The following is a 15,937-nucleotide window of genomic DNA, read 5'->3' as shown; positions in this document are numbered from 1 at the left end:
GGAGACAGGGATGAACGACGAGAAGGACCCTAAGATCGTGCTGGGTGCCTGGGCCTGGGGAAACGATGGCACGTTTGGGCATGGGCTTGCCGAAGACGATCTTCGACCCGTGTTTGACGTCGCTATGAACGCGGGCCTCAACCTGTGGGACACCGCGTACGTCTATGGCATGGGCGAGTCCGAGAGGATGCTCGCAGGCTTCCTGAAGGACCTGCCACGCGAGGACTACCGCGTTTCCGACAAGCTCACGCCGCAGTGCATGGACGCATCATCCAAGACCGCCGTGGCCGACATGTACGAGATGCAGCTCCACACCATGGGGCTCGACCACTTCGACGTGTACTGGGTGCACAACACGATGGACGCGCCGCGCTGGATTGCCGAGCTCGCGGCGTTCTTCAAGGGCAGGGAGGACGCCCCCGTGATCGGTGTCTCCAACCACAACCTCGCAGAGGTCAAGCAGGCGGACGCAATCCTGCGCGAGCACGGGCTTCGCCTGGGCGCCGTGCAGAACCACTTCAGCCTCGTCAACCGCCCGTCCGAGGACTCGGGCATCCTCGATTGGTGCCACCAGAACGACGTCGAGTTCTGGTCGTACATGGTGCTCGAGCAGGGCGCTCTGTCCGGCAAGTACGACACGTCGCATCCCATGCCCGAGGGTTCCGCCCGCGCCCAGAAGTACAACCCGGTCCTCGACAGGCTCGAGACCCTCAACGCCGAGCTCGCCAAGGTCGCGGAGGCGCATGGCGTGGGGTTGGCGCAGGTCCCCGTCGCCTGGGCGATTGCCAAGGGGACGCGCCCCATCGTGGGCGTCACGAAGGAGTCGCACGTGACGGATGCCGCAAATGCAAGCTCCGTCGCGCTATCCACTGACGAGGTGCGCGAGCTCGAAAATGTCGCGGACTCTCTCGGCATCAACGCCGTGCGCGCCTGGGAAAAGAAGATGGACTAGGAGAGACAATGGCAAAGAAGAACCTTGGATCGAAGCTCGCACTGTACCCCACGCCCGTGACGGTCGTGGGTGCCATGACGGACAAGGGTCCCAACTGGCTTCTCGTCGCGCACGTCGGCATCATAGGGCACGACAGGGTGACCATCAGCTGCGCCAAGCAGCACTACACCAACCAGTGGATCCGCAAGAACGGCACCTGCTCGGTCAACCTGATCGATGAGAAGCTCCTTCGCGCGGCAGACCACGTGGGCAGCGTGAGCGGCGCCAAGGAGGACAAGTCCTGCGACTTTGCGTGGAGCGCGGCCGAGGACGGCGCGCCGCTCGTCGACGAGTCGCCCCTCTCGCTTGCCTGCTCCGTCGAGGATGTGTACGAGACGGACGGCTTCGAAACCTTCGTGCTCGCGATCGACGACACGTACGTGGATGAGGCATGCCTGGACGAGAAGGGAAAGATCGACTACGGCAGGGTGGCGCCGGTCCTCTTCGAGTTCCCCACCTACTCGTACTGGAGTCTTGGCGAGCGCGTCGGGGGATGCCTGCGTCTCGACAGGAAGTAGTCTCGTGCCTGGCGAGAACGGTGGGTTCGGATTCCGCGACATCCGGACGGCGCCAATCCAAATGAGGGAGTATTCACTATGACAAGAATGATCGTCACGTACTTCAGCGCTACCGGCACGACGGAGAGCGCTGCGAAGGCGCTTGCCAGGGCAACTGGCGGCGAGCTCTACCGGATTGAGCCCAAAGAGCGGTACACGAGGCGCGATCTAGACTGGAACGACGCGTCCAGTAGAACGTCAGCCGAGCGGAATGACGAGTCCTCGCGCCCCTCGCTCGCGGGCAAGGCACCGGACCTCTCTGCCTACGACGCCGTGTTGGTGGGGTTTCCCATCTGGTGGGCTGTGGAGCCCCGGATTGTTGACAGCTTCCTCGACTCCGTGGACCTTGCGGGCACGACCGTGGTCCCCTTCGCGACAAGTGGGGGAAGCGGGATCTCTCGCGCTACGGAGCGCATCAGGAAGCTTCATCCCGAGGCCCGCGTGCTCGACGGTCGCGTCCTTAACGGCTCGCCGTCAGGGCGTCGCCTTGCCGAGTGGGTCGATGGGCTTGGGGTGTAGCTGGCTTTCTGCGGCAATAAGTTAGCGGCATACTTCAGCGCCACAGGCACGGCGAAGCGCGCCGCTGAGAAGCTGGCATGGTGTTGGGGCTTAGCTGCGGCAATCCTAATATGACTGCTGCATCACCTTTCTTGCAGGATGCCTACGAGCTTGGCCGCAACCTATCGTAAAGATGCAGGAGGTCAGAAATGCACATTGAGATAGACTTTGACGGAACCATCGTCTCGGGAACACTGAACGATTCGGAAACCGCGAAAGCGTTCTTCGAAGCGCTCCCCATCTCCGTTCATGTGGGGTCCTCGGGAATGGATTTCTGTGGCCAGATGGAGCAGAGCTTTCCCTATGACGCGGCACAAGTCGGGTATGGATGGTCGAACGGTGACATCAACTACAACCCCGGCGGCGGTTGGTTCGCCGTCTTCTTCGATGGCGAAGACGCTTCAGGGTCCTATGGGGACCAGGTGAACATGGGCCGCTTGGACGATGGAGCCATCGAGACCTTGCACGGGCTGAGGGGGTCCTATGACGTCACGATCAGGAAGGCATAGCATGAAGATACTCGTCCTGCAGGGAAGCGCCCGCAAGAATGGGCATACGACCGCGTTGGCCCAGGCGTTCGCCGAGGGAGCGCGCGAAGCGGGCAATGAAGTGACTGTGTTCGACGTTGCCTCCATGGACATCCATGGGTGCATCGGGTGCGAGTGGTGTCACATCCAAGGGAACGGCGAATGCATCCAAAAGGATGACATGCAGCAGATCTACCCCCATTACGCCAGCGCTGACATGATTGTGCTGGCAAGCCCGATCTACTATGGCTCGTTCACGGGGCAGCTGCACTGCGCCATCCATCGGACCTATGCCCTTGAGATCCCGAAGGCATGCAAGAAGATGGCCATGATTCTGGATTCCGGATCTTCGGGCGTGTATGCCGCGGCCGAGCGCATCTACCATGGGTTCCTGCAAGGCTGGTACGGCGTGGAGGACTGTGGCATCTTCGAATATCCCGGCGCAGCCGCGTCCTCTCCCCAGAGCCTGGAAGAGGTTCGCCAGTTCGGCCGGAGCTTGTGAGGAGGAAGGCCCCCCGTGAAGAGAATCCTGTTGACAGCTGCCTTAGCGTCCGTGCTCTTCATCTCCTTCCTTGGAGTATGCGCTCAGGAGCAATCCAGCGATAAGAATGGCGTGAATGAATCCAGCGCGAATGCGATCGCACCTCAAGAGATTGATTCTGCGAACCAGGATGCGACGGCATCTGCTACCAAGCAAGGGAAGGAGTCCTCTATGAACCCGTCCATTTCAACGGTCATGCTCTCGGTTGAGGGACACCAGTTCGCCATCGACCTGGCTGATAATAAGACGGCGGCAGCCTTCGTGGCGATGCTCCCGCTGCAGACGGAGATGAGTGAGCTCAACAGGAACGAGAAGTACGTCTATCTGGACAGCTCGCTCCCGACCAACGCATCCAACCCCGGTACCATCGAGGCAGGGGATGTGATGCTCTATGGGAACAACTGCCTGGTGGTCTTCTACGAATCCCACGCCACCTCCTATGCCTATACGCGCATCGGTAAGATAGCGGATGCATCGGATTTGGCGGCCGTGGTGGGAAGCGGCTCCATCAGCGCAAGCTTCGATGCCGCGTGAGTAAATGTAAGTAAATATACGTGACGTAGTCATAATAAGAGCAAGGGGAAGAGCATGGGGAAACTAGGTTTCGGCATGATGCGTCTGCCGCTCAAGAGCGACGATGTGACGGACTTCGACTACGAAGAGCTGAACGCCATGGTGGACCGCTTCCTAGAGGCGGGGTTCACCTACTTCGATACCAGCGCGGCCTACCATGCAGGCAAGAGCGAAGAGGCTGCCCGCAAGTCCATCGTGGAGCGCCATCCGCGCGATTCGTTCACCATCGCGACGAAGTTCCCCACATTCAACCTCGTGCCCGAGGACAAGGTCGAGGAGACGTTCCAGGCGCAGCTGGACAACCTGGGCGTCGAGTATATCGATTACTACCTGATGCACGACATCCAGACAGTCTTCTACGAGGGCGTTGGGGGCGAGGATGGCATCATCCCGAAGACGCGCCTCTTCGAGCACATGAAGGAATGGAAGTCCCAAGGGCGCATCAAGCATCTGGGCATCTCCTTCCATGCGTCTGCCGAGCTTCTGGACAGGCTGCTGACCGAGCATCCCGAGGTGGAGTTCGTGCAGTTGGCCATCAATCCCATTGATTGGGATAGCGAGCTCGTCCAAGCGGCTAAGTGCTACGAAGTGGTTCGCCGCCACGGCCTTCCGGTGGTCGGCATGGAAATGGTAAAGGGCGGCGGCCTGTCGACGTTGCCCGAAGAGGCCGAGCAGCTCCTTCGTTCCTACCGGCCCGCTGATTCCATGACCTCGTGGTCCCTGCGCTTCAGCTTGGACCTGGAGGACACCATCGCCATCCTGTCGGGCATGTCGAACATGGAGCAGATGGAGGACAACATCCGAACCGCTCAGGCGGATAAGCGCTTCTCGAAGGAGGAGAAGCTGGCTTTCTGGCGTGCCATGGACATCTACCGCAACAGTGCGCCTATCACACCCCATATGATGAAGAGCTTCATCGGATTGACGTGGAATGGTGTACCTACCACAGCGATCCTCCAGGCCTACAGCATCTGCCAGATCCAGCCCGACCCCGGCTTCTCCGATGACAACAACTACTTCCGGGGTGCTCTTGCCGATGCCGGTATCGATATGCACGGTGATGTGCCCCACCCGCGCACCATCCTCCCTGATGGGACCGATGAGACGGAGTTGGTGAACAAGGCAGCGGATTGGCTGATCGAGAATTCGTTCTTCTAGAGGACGAATCCTCAGAGCAAGCGCAACGAATGGCGGTGGTAGACCCCCCAGGGGCACTTCCACCTGAGACGCTTGCGTGGTCTCCGGGTCCCCTTCGCGACAAGTGGGGGGAAGCGGGATCTCGCGCGCGACGGAGCGCATCAGGAAGCTTCATCCCGAGGCCCGCGTGCTCGACGGCCGCGTCCTTAACGGCTCGCCGTCAGGGCGTCGCCTTGCCGAGTGGGTCGATGGGCTTGGGATATAGCTGGCTTTTTGTCGAAAGGAGGCAATCGTGGAGTACGCGACTCTTGGCAGGACCGACATCAAGGTATCGCGCGTGTGCATCGGCGGCATGAGCTTTGGCAAGGTGTTTCCCGACTTTCACCAGTGGGTCATCGACCAGCCGGCAACGCAGGCCGTCCTCAGACGCGCCCTCGAGCTCGGCGTAAACTTCATCGACACGGCGAACTGCTACGCGCACGGTACGAGCGAGGAGTTCATAGGCACTTCTCTGAAGAACCTCGGGGTGAGGCGCGAGGACGTTGTGCTGGCGAGCAAGGTGTTCTTCAACGAGGGAAGCCTCGGGCACCTTACCAAGGCTGCGATAGAGCGCGAAATCGACGGCACCCTACGGCGCCTTGGCACCGACTACCTGGACCTCTACATCATCCACCGCTTCGACTACGACACACCCATCGAGGAGACCATGGAGGCGCTGGACGGCCTCGTGCGCGCGGGCAAGGTGCGGGCACTGGGCGCGAGCGCGATGTACGGCTACCAGTTCCACAACATGCAGGTCGCGGCGCAAGAAAACGGTTGGGTCCCGTTCAGCGCCATGCAGTGCCACTACAACCTGCTGTACCGCGAGGACGAGCGCGAGATGATTCCCGTGTGCCGGCAGTACGGCGTGTCGCTCACCCCGTACAGCCCGCTCGCGAGCGGCCACCTCACGCGTCCGACGTGGGACTCCGAAAGCAGGCGCTCCAAGACCGACTCCACCATGCGCGAGAAGTACGACCACGATAGGGAGTTGGATTTGCCGGTCGTCGCGCGCGTTGCCGAGCTGGCGCAAAGGCGAGGCGTGCCCATGGCCGACATTGCGCTCGCGTGGCATTGGGCCCGTGGGGTTGCCGCGCCCATCGTGGGCTGCTCCAGGCCCGACCGCGTGGACGACGCCGTGAGGGCGCTGGACTTGAGCCTTTCTGCCGAGGAGGCGGGCTTCCTCGAGGATCCATACCGCCCCCACGAGCTCGTTGGCCCCCTCGCGCGGCCGGGGGAGAGACCCCTTGCAGGCACGACCGACCCAACGTAGCAAGACGTCCGCCGTGCTTTCCGGCTAGCCGACGAAGCCACCCGCGCGCAGCATCCCCATGAGCATCGTAAGGAAAGTAAGCCCACCTGGCCAACGCAGGACTGACCGCAACGAATCTGTTAGGACGTACTTCAATCCAACAAATACGCGTTCTGCAGGAACTCTGAGTAGCCGACACGGTGACTTCTCGTAGAGAATAAGTGTGACGACATTTGGTGCGGAGGGGAGACATGGATTGCAAACGCTAGCGCTCAGCGCAAGCCCGAGGAAGGCATGGAACACCGCCAAGCTCTTGAAGTCCGCGGCCGAGGGCGCCAAGAGCGCCGGGTCCGAGGTCGAGTACATAGACCTGTATGACCTCAACTTCACCGGCTGCAGGAGCTGCATGCTCTGCAAGCGGAAAGGCGCCCAGAGGTGCCACTGCTACTGGAAGGACGACCTGTCCCCAATCATCGACAAGATATTCCGGGCGGACGTTCTTCTCATCGGCACCGCGATATACCTGGGTAGGCCTACGAGCCGCTACTTCGAGGTACTGGAGCGGCTGCACTTCTGCTCGCTTTCCTACGACGACTACAGCAACTACTTCACCGGAAAGGTGAACGTGGGGCTCTTCGTCAGCATGAACGCGTCGAAGGAGTTCTATGACAAGCTCTACAAGGACGCGTTCGAGGGCTACGCGCGCGAGCTCCAGATGCTCAACGGTGAGGTATGCCTGTACCCGTGCCACGATACGCTGCAGGTGGCCGATTACTCCAAGTACAACATGGCGGGCTTCGACGCCGAGAGAAAGAAGCTCTCGCGCGAGAAGAACTTCCCGAGGGACCTGGAGAACGCCTACCAGATTGGGCAGAGGCTGGTGCGCGAGACCTGCGAGTGAGCTGCTACCCTTAGCATCGTACCAAGGGCGCGTTTGAAAGGTGGACGGATGACGTTCGAGCAGGATGGTGAAAAGGGCGTCGCGCGCGACTCGGTAGATGCGCGGGCGCACGAGAGGCAGCGCCTCGTGGCAGACGTGAGGCACTTCTCGCCCACGTGCGAGCAGGAGGAGAAGGATCAGGAGCTGTTTCTGCGCTGGCTCGAGCGCCGCGACTGCCCCGACGTCAGCACGCGCGAAAATGACGTGGCGCATCTGACGGCGTCCGCGTGGGTGGTCGATGCAGACCGCACGCGCGTTCTCATGGCATACCACCGCATATACGACACCTGGGCGTGGCTGGGCGGTCATGCGGACGGCGACTTTGACCTGGCACGCGTGGCGCTGCGCGAGGTGGGGGAGGAGTCCGGCCTTGCGCACGCGCGCCTTGCCGTGCCGTCGCCCGTCTCGCTCGAGACGCTGTGCGTGAACGGCCACGTCAAGCGTGGCGCGTACGTGTGCAGCCACCTGCACCTCAACCTGACGTATCTGATCGAGGCCGACCTGGCCGAGCCCATCCGCCCGAAGCCGGACGAGAACAAGGCGGTTCGCTGGTTCGAGAAGGACGAGGTCCTCGCAAACGTGGCCGAGCCGTGGATGGAGCGTTGGGTTTACCCCAAGCTGCTGCGGCTTATGTAAGCTACACCGCATCCGATACCGGATGCGGTGCAGTCGATGCAACGATGCGCGCAGGTCTTTTGGGTCTGGTTAGCGGTCGTCGGCTCCGGAGGAAGCCTTTCTGAGTCTCGCTTGCTTCTTCCAAGGAGTCGTGCACGTCTCGCGGGCTAAACCCGCAGCGAACTCGGAGCCGCCCAGGTCCTATCCCTCCGGCTCGCCCTCAAGCTGGTCCTGAATCGCCAGGTACGCGGCGCTCACGTCGTCGAACACGGACTCGTCCAGCTCCAGCAGGTCAAAGCCGCCGTCGTCCGTCTCGCGGTACCCATAGATGTACACGTCGTCGCTTTCCTCGGGCCCCAGCGCGATATATTCGCCGCCGTCGTGCTCGAAGATGCCGATGACCTCGCACTCCTCCGAGGTCCCGTCGTCGTAGTCAAGCGTGATGAAGTAGTCGTCACCCAGCTCGACGTCCACGTCGCTCGAAGTCTCGTCTGCCATAGAAGCCTCCCTCGCACTCGTCCACGTGATGTCTCAATCTTAGGCGCTCAATCTTGTGCGTATCTGCGCAAACGCACGCCGTCTCGCACGAGGTGCCCATTGGCTGGCAAGCGGCTTGGCCCCGGCATCATGGTGTGCAAGCGCCCTGGCTACAGCTCCATCCACTGCCTCACGTCGTAGCCCCCGTCCTTGAACGCGGAGCACAGCATGTCCACGCGCGTAGGCTGCACGCGAATAACCATCATCGTGAACGGCAGCGCGCGAAGCCGATCCGTGGGGATGCCCTTGTGCTCGCATGCGGCAAGGTAGTCCGGCCCAAACGGCTCAAGCACCTCCGCGGTCCCCGTCACCTGCATGCCCGCAAGGTGGCCAAACGTGGGATCCGGGTCGAAGATCGCAAGGCACACGCGCTTGTTAGTGGCGAGTGCGCGGAACTTGAGCCCGCCTTCCGAGAACATCCAGAACGCGCCGTCGAACCACTCGTACTCGATGGGGGTGTTGCGCACGAGCGACCCGTCGGAGCTGGCGCACGCAAGCGCGCACACCCTGTGGCTCTCAACAAACTTCTCCATTGCGTCTTGAAGCTCTTCCTCCGGCATGCGGGCCGCGTCCTTCTCCCGTGCCTGCCAGTGTGCCGCTGCCTCGTCGTAGTTGACCATGCGTCCTCCGATCCTCGTGCCCGTTCGACACCCACACTTTAGTTTGCTATGCGGACACCTTTGCCCTAAACCAAAAACAAACCCGCATGCGACATGCGTGTCGTGTTGCTTTGCGAGGCTTCCGCCTACAATTTCGGCCGAAGGAGGTCGGGATGGAAAGACAAACGCAAGAAGGCCGGCGCCACGCGGGTGGCGAGTCTGCCCCTGAGGTGCGGGGCGTGGAGCAGGCCCGGGCGGTGGACCTGCGGCGCATGGGCGCATTTCTGCGTCAGCTGCGCTGCGAGCAGGACGTGACGCAAGAGGCGCTGGCAGATCGGCTTGGCGTGTCCGCGCGTACGGTGTCGCGCTGGGAGAACGGCACGACCATGCCGGACCTTGTCATGGTGGTTGAGCTGGCAAAGGCCTTTGGGGTGAGCATCCCGGAGCTTATTGGCGGAGGCAGAAAGGAGCCCGCGATGGATGCGGCGACGGAGGAGACGGCGCGCACGATGGCGACGTACGGGGAGCACGAGCTTCGCGCGCGCCGCAGGAAGACGGTGGCCGCCATGCTGGCGGCGTTTGGGGCGCTCGTGGTCATGAGCGCGCTCGCGGTGTTTCCGCGCGACAGCAGCTGGGGCTCCGTCTACGCGACGGCCGGCGCCATCGTGGTGGTCGCCACGGCGTGGGTGCTGCTTGCGGATGTATGCGCGACCCGCGCGCGTCGCGTGGCAGCGACGGCCGCGCTTGCAGTTGCCTTTGCAGCCATGTTCCTGCTGAGCGACTACGTGGGCGTGACGCAGTTTAACCAGCCGCCCCGCTTCTGCTATCAGAAGGAATACATGGCCGATTCCGCGGGACGCGAGCGCATGGTGTGGCGAACCCCGCTCTACAGCGTCGTGAGCAACGACCCGTCTAACCAGTCCGCGCCGCTCAGGATCCAGGCAAGCTAGCGGGCGCGCTGGCGCTGGGCGAGAAGGACGCCGCACGGACCCGAGGGCGGCACTTCTCGCCCGGCGTTGTGCCGCCCCGGATGTCCCACGCTACGTGCGCATGAGGGGCAGCGTGGAGCCGCCGTGCGGCATGATGAGCACGCGCGGCTCGCGGCCCAGGCGACGGCGCTGGGACTCCATGGCCGCATCCACGGCATCCTGCACGTGGGCAAACGGCGTCATGAAGCAGTCGCGCACCTGGTCGGGCTCCATGTCCGACACCAGGTACACGTCGCAGCGCAGCTCTATCTGCGCGATGGCCGCCGCCTTGTGGCCGCCCAGGCGGAAGTCGCGCTGCAGGTGGTCCACCACATCCCGTGGCGTGCGCGCCTCGTGCATCCACTTCGCAAACGTGTCCTGGCCCAGTCCCTCCGCGCACGAGCCCACCAGCACTATGACACCGCCGTCTTTCACGGGGTGCTTCGCGTTGTCGAGCGCCTTCTGCAGCTGGTACAGGTTCAGGTCCTTCGGCGCGCCGCCCTGGCTCACCACCACGACGTCCGCGTACTCGTGAAGCTCGCAGCCGTAGAGCTCGTCCAGCTTGCGGCACGCGTCGCGCTGCGCGGCCACAAAGTCGCCCGCGGCGCTGTACACCACGTTCTTCTCCTCGTCGAGGACCACGTTCACGATGAAGTCGAGGCCCACCATGGCGCAGGCTTCCTCAAGGTCCAGGCGGACGGGGCTCTCCATGTTGCCGGAGCGCGCGGCCGGGTCCACCATGAGCGAGTGGTTTGCCTGGATCGCGGCGAATGTGGAGCAACCGGGCATGATGGCCTTGGCGCCACCGGAGTAGCCCGCGAAGTAGTGGTACTCCACGTTGCCGAGCGCGACGCGCACGTCCGCCGCCGCGACCTCTGCCAGCACGTCGACCGGCGTGCCGTGCGACGTGGTGCCCACGTGCGCAAGCCCGCGCGAGTCCCCGTTCAGCACGCGCAGGCGCCCGTAGTACGGGCCCATGATGGCACGGAGCTCGTCTTCCGTCTGCGGGCGATGGCTACCCAGCGCGATGGCCAGAAGCACGTCCTCGTCGCGCACGCCGGCGGCATGGAGCTCGTCCATCACGGACGGCAGCACCGTCGCCGTGGGAAGCGGCCGCGTCACGTCGCTCGTGATGACGCACACGGTCTGGCCAGGGCGCACCAGCTCGCGCAGACGCGGCGTGCCTATGGGCGCCGCAAGCGAGGCGCGCACGACCTTCTCGCCCGTGGGGCCGCTCGCCACGGGGTTCGCGTGCATGACCTCGATGACGTCTTCCTGCGGAAGCTCGAAGCCCTCCGTGCGCGTGCCGATGCCAACCTCGTAGCGCATGCGTTACCTCCACGTTCGCGATGCCGCCGCCGCGGCGCGGTTCCTGACGCAACTGTACTACGGCGCGGCTCCGCGAGGCCCGCCCGCGGGCGGGCCGTGACGCATGCGTAATCTTGGCAGAGTTTGGGAGAAACGCGGGCAATCGGGTACCATAGCAACGTTACAAGCTAAAACGAGGAGAGACCCCTTGGGCACCAAGCGCGAGAACTTCAAGATATCCGTCAAGAACCAGGTCGGTCGCGACGCCGCGATCGCGCAGGCTCAGGGCACTAACGCACCGGAGGGAACCTCTGACAACCCCTCCCACCGCATATTTACCATCGCGAACGTGATCACGATGTGCCGCTTTGTCCTTACGGGCGTGTTTCTGTACATGTTCGTGAACGACCTCAATCGCTACCTGGCGCTCACGTTCTACGTGATAGCGGCCGTGACGGACTTTTTGGACGGCCAGGTGGCGCGCCGCACGCAGACGGTCAGCTGGCTCGGAAAGATCATGGACCCCGTGATGGACCGCGTGCTGCTGTTTACAGGCGTGCTCGGCCTCATGCTCAGGGGGGAGCTCCCGGTGTGGATGGCCGTGTTCGTGATCGGCCGCGATGCGTACCTGTTTGCAGGATCGATGATCCTGCAAAAGTACCAGCGCCGCCCGGTGGACGTGATCTACGTGGGCAAGTTCGCGACCGCGTTCCTCATGACGGGCTTCAGCTTTCTGCTGCTAGGGCTGCCCAAAGTAGGTGGCCTTGGCCTGGTGGATGTGGGCTGGCTTCCCGGTCTGGGCCACGCGCGCGCCACTCTTGGCATTTTCTTCGTGTACGCGGGGCTCCTGTGCTCGCTTGTGACGGCCCTCGTGTACACCAAGCGCGGCTTTGCCATCAAGCGCCGCGCGCTCGAGCTTGGCCACCGCACGGACGAGACCCCGGAGGGCGAGCCCACGCCTGCCTCCGCCGTCGCCGCGGAGGCGGCTGCAACCGGTGCCGCCGCAAAGGAGGCCGCGGTGCGCGAGGCTGCGGCCGAGCGCAGTGCGGAGCGCAGCGCCAAGAAGAAGGGCAGCCGTGCCACGGAGGCGAACTAGCAGGATGAGAAGAGCGATTTTCCTTGTGGCGACTATGCTATTGGCCGCCCTGTTTGCATGGCCCGCGGCGCCGGCTTTGGCCGAGGAGGCAAAGCCGCAGGTGACCGAGGCCAAGAGCTACGAGATCATCGACCAGGACGGCAACGTGCTCGCAAGCCACGACGCCACGGAGCACATGGCACCCGCCTCGATCACCAAAATCATGACGGCCATGGTCGCGCTGGACTCCGGCATGGACCTGGACAAGACGTGCACCATCCAGGACATGACGTACCAGGACGGCGCCCAGCTCGCCGGCTACAAGGCGGGCGATGCGCCCACGCTGCGCGAGCTCATGATGGCCATGCTCGTGTACTCCGCAAACGACGCCGCCGCAAACATCGCCGTCGCGGTGTCGGGCAGCGTCGACAAGTTCGCGGAGCTCATGAACAAGAAGGCCCAGGAAATCGGGATGACGAACACGCAGTTCAAGAACCCGCACGGCCTGGAGGAGGACGGGCACTACTCCTGCGCGCACGACCTCGCACTCATGGGCCGCTACGCACTGCAGAACTACCCGCTGATCGCGGCCGCCGTCACCACGCGATCCGTAACGGTCACGGCCGGAGGCCAGCAGAAGACGCTCGTATCCACGGACGACCTTATGGGAAGCTACGCCGGCCTGTGTGGCATCAAGACCGGCGCGGTCGAGTCCGGCACCACGTTTTTGGGATCGAGTCGCCGCTGGGGCGTCCAGCTCTTCTCGGCCGTGCTCGGCTGCTCAACGCACGAGGGGCGCTTCACGGACACTGCCATCCTGATGGACTGGGCGTACGACACCTACCTGGGGCGCATCAGCCTGGCGCGCAAGGCGTGGCCTGTGCGCGTGGTTTCTGACGCGGACTGCTTCTGGGCAAAGCGCGTGGTCACGGCGCAGTGGGACGCCGCCGGGCGCGTCTATCGCGGCCAGGACGTGACGTGGCACACCACGATGCTGCCCTCGGGCACGATGCTTGGCGCGCAGCAGCCGTTTGGTCGCTCCTCGTGGACGCAGCAGGGCCGACCCGTCGCGCGCGAAGTGTATAGTGCCAGCCGCTGGCTGCACCGAGTATCATCCTATAACGTATTTGCGCTGCCGCTGTTCTACGACGTGGCAGGTCTCGTCTCGTAGGGGGTCTCATGGCCGAGAAGGACAAGTTGCCGGGGGTCGTGGGACCCCTGTACGAAGAGCACCTGTTGCTTGGCGCGACGTTCGAGCGCACGGAGCTGGGGGCGCTCAGGACCGTGGCGTACGGCGCGTCCGCGCCCGTTGCGGAGTCGCTTGAGGACGGCACGCTCTTGGCTGACGCCACCGGCATGCGAATGCTCCTGGCCTCGGGCGATCCCGTGGCGGCGTTTGGCGAGGCCGCGTTCGCGGCGGAGCCACTTGCCGTGGGGCACGCGGTCTTCTCGCCCGTGTTCCTGGGCGACGGGGCCGTCGCGTCCATCCCGCTGGCGGCACGCACGGGAGACCACGAGCTGCTCGCGTTCGACGCGAGCCCGCGTGCGGGGGTGCTGTCTGCGTGGCTCACGTTTGTGGCGTCCATCGAGCAGAACGGCTTCCGTCCTTACGAGGGGCTCGAGGTTCAGGACGTGAGCCGCGACCTTGTGCCACTGGTCCTGTGGGGAAACGACGCCCCGCGCGTGCTGGGAGACTACGTGGACGGTGATTCCTCGCTGCCGCGGGCGGACCACGTGGCGAACCTCATGCTTGACGGTCACATCCCCGTGGTGGCATGCGCGGTTTTGCTCGGCGGGGCGCCGCTCTACGTGCTGCTTGTTCCGCCAAGCTTCGCGCGCGTGCTGTGGCGCAGTCTCTTGAGCTTTACGGGCGTGCGTCCGACGGGCCTTGCGGAGCTGTGTGATGCGGCGAACGCCAGCGCGCCGTGGCTCGACGCGCTGCAGAAGCCGGACCGCGTGCGATTTGACCGTGCCGACCTGCTGGAATGGGGCCTCATCAGGCCGTCGGCCGACTTCATAGGAGGTCGAGCCCTGTAGCGCGTGATTGGGACGGCCCCGCTCTGGATATAATTCCTAACATCAAACACGAGGGGGGCACGCCATGCACTACGACTTTCAGACTCTGCCACAGCGCCGCGACACGGGATCGGCAAAGTGGGAGCAAATGTATCGCGACCAGCCCAACCTGGGGCCTGACATAGTACCGCTTTCCGTTGCGGACATGGAGTTCGAAAACCCGCCGGAGGTAAAGCAGGCGCTACGCGAGTGGCTGGACGGCGCCGTCATGGGCTACACGGACCCTACGGACGAGTTCTTCTCTGCGTGCCTTGGCTGGCAGGAGCGCCGCCACGGCTGGACGCCCAAGCGCGAGTGGGTGGTGACGTCACCGGGCGTGGTGCCCGCGATCTTCAACGCGGTACGCACGCTCACGAGCCCCGGCGACGGCGTCATCGTGCAGCCGCCGGTGTATTACCCGTTCTTCATGGCAGTCGAGGCAAGCGGGCGGCACATCGTGCGCAACCCGCTTGCCGTGGACCGCACGGGCGGCACGCCCCGCTACCGCATGGACTTCGACGACCTGGAGCGCAAGGCCTCAAACCCCGCGAACACCATGCTGGTGCTCTGCAGTCCGCACAACCCCGTAGGCCGCGTTTGGACACGACGCGAGCTCGAGCGCGTGCTTGACATCTGCGCGCGCCACGACGTGACCATCGTCGCGGACGAGATTCACGACGACCTCATCATGCCCGGCGTCAGGCACACGGCCATCATGTCCGTCGCACGCCCGGCAGACTGGACGCGCCTTGTGGTGTGCACCGCGCCGAGCAAGACATTCAACATCGCCGGCTGCCAGGCGTCCGTGAACTACGTACCGGACGCGGACGTTCGCGAGCGCTTCGTGCGCGGTTTTACGGACGTTGCGTCTACGGAGCTCAACTGCTTTGCATATTCTGCGACCATTGCCGCATACACCCGTTGCGACGCATGGCTGGAGCAGCTGCTGGGCGTCATCTGGTCCAACTACCAGATGCTTCGCGACTTCATGCACGAACGCATGCCCGAGGTGGAGGTGTACCCGCTGGAGGGCACGTACCTCGCGTGGGCAGACTTTGGCGCATGGGGTCTCAGCCCACAGGGGCTCGAGCGCTTCATGCACGAGGACGCCCAGCTCTACCTGGACGAGGGTCACGTTTTTGGCAGCGAGGGCGACGGTTTCGAGCGCTTTAACCTCGCATGTCCCGATCACGTGCTGCGCTCTGCGCTGGAGCGCCTGTACGCCGCGGCGAGAAACGCCGGCCTCTTGGGTCCAAACGGAGGGAGCCAAAAGTGAAGTATGCAATAAACGCGCCTGCTGCGCCTGATTCCATCGGCCCATACTCCCAAGGCACGACTGCCGGCAGGCTCGTGTTCGCATCCGGACAGCTGCCCATCGACCCAAACAACTGCGACCGCCTGATAGCGGGAGACGCCGCGGTCCAGACCGAACGCGTCATCCAGATAGTCCAGGCACTTCTCGCCGAGGCGGACTGCACCCTGTCAGACGTCGCCCAGACGACGCTCTACCTGGCGAACCTGGATGACCTCGACACCGTGAACCACGTGTACGAGCGCTACTTCGTGGCGCCTGCCCCTGCCCGCACCGTCGTGGAGGTATCGCGCCTGCCCATGGGGGCGCTCGTCGAGATGGACTGCGTCGCGTGTCGCTAAAGCGCTATCATG

General features: G+C 63.7%; 20 protein-coding genes. 17 read left to right on the top strand and 3 right to left on the bottom strand.

All coding sequences use genetic code 11. The features are described from left to right. The first annotated feature begins 10 nt into the window (after nt 1-10). From BLT96_RS04190 to BLT96_RS04145, 11 genes are all read left to right on the top strand, one after another. A complete protein-coding gene (locus tag BLT96_RS04190) occupies nt 11-952 on the top strand; it encodes an aldo/keto reductase (RefSeq protein ID WP_090861981.1) in 942 nt (313 codons plus the stop codon). 8 nt (nt 953-960) lie between these two features. Continuing rightward, nucleotides 961-1,509: a flavin reductase family protein gene (locus BLT96_RS04185; protein WP_090861979.1), complete on the top strand. Its 549-nt coding sequence runs from the start codon at nt 961-963 to the stop codon at nt 1,507-1,509. A 78-nt stretch (nt 1,510-1,587) separates the two neighbouring features. Beyond that, on the top strand, nt 1,588-2,067 hold the full coding sequence (locus BLT96_RS04180; RefSeq protein ID WP_090861976.1) for a flavodoxin: 480 nt from the start codon (nt 1,588-1,590) through the stop codon (nt 2,065-2,067). Nucleotides 2,068-2,255: 188 nt separating this feature from the next. Next, a complete protein-coding gene (locus BLT96_RS04175) occupies nt 2,256-2,615 on the top strand; it encodes a cyclophilin-like fold protein (protein WP_090861974.1) in 360 nt (119 codons plus the stop codon). A 1-nt stretch (nt 2,616) separates the two neighbouring features. Then, a complete protein-coding gene (locus BLT96_RS04170) occupies nt 2,617-3,135 on the top strand; it encodes a flavodoxin family protein (RefSeq protein WP_090861972.1) in 519 nt (172 codons plus the stop codon). 210 nt (nt 3,136-3,345) lie between these two features. Continuing rightward, nucleotides 3,346-3,708, top strand: a complete 363-nt coding sequence (locus tag BLT96_RS04165) for a cyclophilin-like fold protein (protein ID WP_157692152.1) — start codon at nt 3,346-3,348, stop codon at nt 3,706-3,708. A gap of 54 nt (nt 3,709-3,762) precedes the next feature. Beyond that, complete coding sequence (locus BLT96_RS04160; protein ID WP_090861968.1) at nt 3,763-4,905, top strand: aldo/keto reductase; 1,143 nt, start codon at nt 3,763-3,765, stop codon at nt 4,903-4,905. Nucleotides 4,906-4,981: 76 nt separating this feature from the next. Continuing rightward, nucleotides 4,982-5,149 (top strand): flavodoxin, encoded by a 168-nt coding sequence (locus BLT96_RS10965; RefSeq protein WP_419185597.1) that lies wholly within the window; start codon nt 4,982-4,984, stop codon nt 5,147-5,149. Nucleotides 5,150-5,176: 27 nt separating this feature from the next. Beyond that, nucleotides 5,177-6,196 carry an aldo/keto reductase gene (locus tag BLT96_RS04155; RefSeq protein ID WP_172824977.1) on the top strand — a complete coding sequence of 340 codons (1,020 nt, stop codon included), beginning with the start codon at nt 5,177-5,179 and terminating at the stop codon, nt 6,194-6,196. Between the two features lie 235 nt (nt 6,197-6,431). After that, complete coding sequence (locus BLT96_RS04150) at nt 6,432-7,076, top strand: flavodoxin family protein (RefSeq protein ID WP_090861966.1); 645 nt, start codon at nt 6,432-6,434, stop codon at nt 7,074-7,076. Nucleotides 7,077-7,124: 48 nt separating this feature from the next. Continuing rightward, entirely contained in the window at nt 7,125-7,751 is a 627-nt protein-coding gene (locus tag BLT96_RS04145; protein WP_090861964.1) for an NUDIX hydrolase, read from the top strand. A 180-nt stretch (nt 7,752-7,931) separates the two neighbouring features. Here the strand turns inward: BLT96_RS04145 and BLT96_RS04140 are convergent, their stop codons facing one another. Together BLT96_RS04140 and BLT96_RS04135 are read right to left on the bottom strand one after the other, a co-directional pair. Continuing rightward, a complete protein-coding gene (locus tag BLT96_RS04140; protein WP_090861962.1) occupies nt 7,932-8,228 on the bottom strand; it encodes a DUF1292 domain-containing protein in 297 nt (98 codons plus the stop codon). Between the two features lie 149 nt (nt 8,229-8,377). Further along, a complete protein-coding gene (locus BLT96_RS04135; protein WP_197674388.1) occupies nt 8,378-8,887 on the bottom strand; it encodes a pyridoxamine 5'-phosphate oxidase family protein in 510 nt (169 codons plus the stop codon). A 152-nt stretch (nt 8,888-9,039) separates the two neighbouring features. Between BLT96_RS04135 and BLT96_RS04130 the strand changes: the two genes are divergently transcribed. Beyond that, nucleotides 9,040-9,816 (top strand): helix-turn-helix domain-containing protein, encoded by a 777-nt coding sequence (locus BLT96_RS04130; protein WP_197674387.1) that lies wholly within the window; start codon nt 9,040-9,042, stop codon nt 9,814-9,816. Between the two features lie 90 nt (nt 9,817-9,906). On the opposite strand, the gene larAH6 is transcribed toward BLT96_RS04130, so the two are convergent. After that, complete coding sequence (gene larAH6 / locus BLT96_RS04125; protein ID WP_090861958.1) at nt 9,907-11,163, bottom strand: nickel-dependent malate racemase, LarAH6 family; 1,257 nt, start codon at nt 11,161-11,163, stop codon at nt 9,907-9,909. A gap of 187 nt (nt 11,164-11,350) precedes the next feature. On the opposite strand from larAH6, the gene BLT96_RS10780 reads away from it, so the two are divergent. The 5 genes from BLT96_RS10780 (at nt 11,351) to BLT96_RS04100 (ending at nt 15,925) form a co-directional block, all read left to right on the top strand. After that, entirely contained in the window at nt 11,351-12,238 is an 888-nt protein-coding gene (locus BLT96_RS10780; protein WP_336433195.1) for a CDP-alcohol phosphatidyltransferase family protein, read from the top strand. Nucleotides 12,239-12,338: 100 nt separating this feature from the next. After that, entirely contained in the window at nt 12,339-13,388 is a 1,050-nt protein-coding gene (locus BLT96_RS04115; protein WP_245719324.1) for a D-alanyl-D-alanine carboxypeptidase family protein, read from the top strand. Nucleotides 13,389-13,396: 8 nt separating this feature from the next. Next, complete coding sequence (locus tag BLT96_RS04110; RefSeq protein ID WP_090861950.1) at nt 13,397-14,254, top strand: hypothetical protein; 858 nt, start codon at nt 13,397-13,399, stop codon at nt 14,252-14,254. A 64-nt stretch (nt 14,255-14,318) separates the two neighbouring features. After that, nucleotides 14,319-15,548, top strand: a complete 1,230-nt coding sequence (locus BLT96_RS04105; RefSeq protein WP_090861948.1) for a MalY/PatB family protein — start codon at nt 14,319-14,321, stop codon at nt 15,546-15,548. Continuing rightward, complete coding sequence (locus tag BLT96_RS04100) at nt 15,545-15,925, top strand: Rid family detoxifying hydrolase (RefSeq protein WP_090861946.1); 381 nt, start codon at nt 15,545-15,547, stop codon at nt 15,923-15,925. The genes BLT96_RS04105 and BLT96_RS04100 overlap by 4 nt, the downstream gene beginning before the upstream one ends. The last annotated feature ends 12 nt before the right edge of the window (nt 15,926-15,937 follow it).

This window comes from Parafannyhessea umbonata, assembly GCF_900105025.1.
GTDB lineage: Bacteria > Actinomycetota > Coriobacteriia > Coriobacteriales > Atopobiaceae > Parafannyhessea > Parafannyhessea umbonata.
The sequence above is the reverse complement of the archived record's forward strand: the minus strand, read 5'-3'. Positions and strand labels throughout refer to the sequence as shown.

What these genes read in the sequence shown, in the direction of transcription:
- BLT96_RS04185 (WP_090861979.1), top strand. Translation starts at nt 961, where the DNA reads ATGGCAAAGAAGAACCTTGGATCGAAGCTCGCACTGTACCCCACGCCC.
- BLT96_RS04145 (WP_090861964.1), top strand. Translation starts at nt 7,125, where the DNA reads ATGACGTTCGAGCAGGATGGTGAAAAGGGCGTCGCGCGCGACTCGGTA.
- BLT96_RS04130 (WP_197674387.1), top strand. Translation starts at nt 9,040, where the DNA reads ATGGAAAGACAAACGCAAGAAGGCCGGCGCCACGCGGGTGGCGAGTCT.
- BLT96_RS04175 (WP_090861974.1), top strand. Translation starts at nt 2,256, where the DNA reads ATGCACATTGAGATAGACTTTGACGGAACCATCGTCTCGGGAACACTG.
- BLT96_RS04105 (WP_090861948.1), top strand. Translation starts at nt 14,319, where the DNA reads ATGCACTACGACTTTCAGACTCTGCCACAGCGCCGCGACACGGGATCG.
- BLT96_RS04110 (WP_090861950.1), top strand. Translation starts at nt 13,397, where the DNA reads ATGGCCGAGAAGGACAAGTTGCCGGGGGTCGTGGGACCCCTGTACGAA.
- BLT96_RS04170 (WP_090861972.1), top strand. Translation starts at nt 2,617, where the DNA reads ATGAAGATACTCGTCCTGCAGGGAAGCGCCCGCAAGAATGGGCATACG.
- BLT96_RS04190 (WP_090861981.1), top strand. Translation starts at nt 11, where the DNA reads ATGAACGACGAGAAGGACCCTAAGATCGTGCTGGGTGCCTGGGCCTGG.
- BLT96_RS04135 (WP_197674388.1), bottom strand. Translation starts at nt 8,887, where the DNA reads ATGGTCAACTACGACGAGGCAGCGGCACACTGGCAGGCACGGGAGAAG.
- BLT96_RS04180 (WP_090861976.1), top strand. Translation starts at nt 1,588, where the DNA reads ATGACAAGAATGATCGTCACGTACTTCAGCGCTACCGGCACGACGGAG.
- BLT96_RS04165 (WP_157692152.1), top strand. Translation starts at nt 3,346, where the DNA reads ATGAACCCGTCCATTTCAACGGTCATGCTCTCGGTTGAGGGACACCAG.
- BLT96_RS04160 (WP_090861968.1), top strand. Translation starts at nt 3,763, where the DNA reads ATGGGGAAACTAGGTTTCGGCATGATGCGTCTGCCGCTCAAGAGCGAC.
- BLT96_RS04140 (WP_090861962.1), bottom strand. Translation starts at nt 8,228, where the DNA reads ATGGCAGACGAGACTTCGAGCGACGTGGACGTCGAGCTGGGTGACGAC.
- larAH6 (WP_090861958.1), bottom strand. Translation starts at nt 11,163, where the DNA reads ATGCGCTACGAGGTTGGCATCGGCACGCGCACGGAGGGCTTCGAGCTT.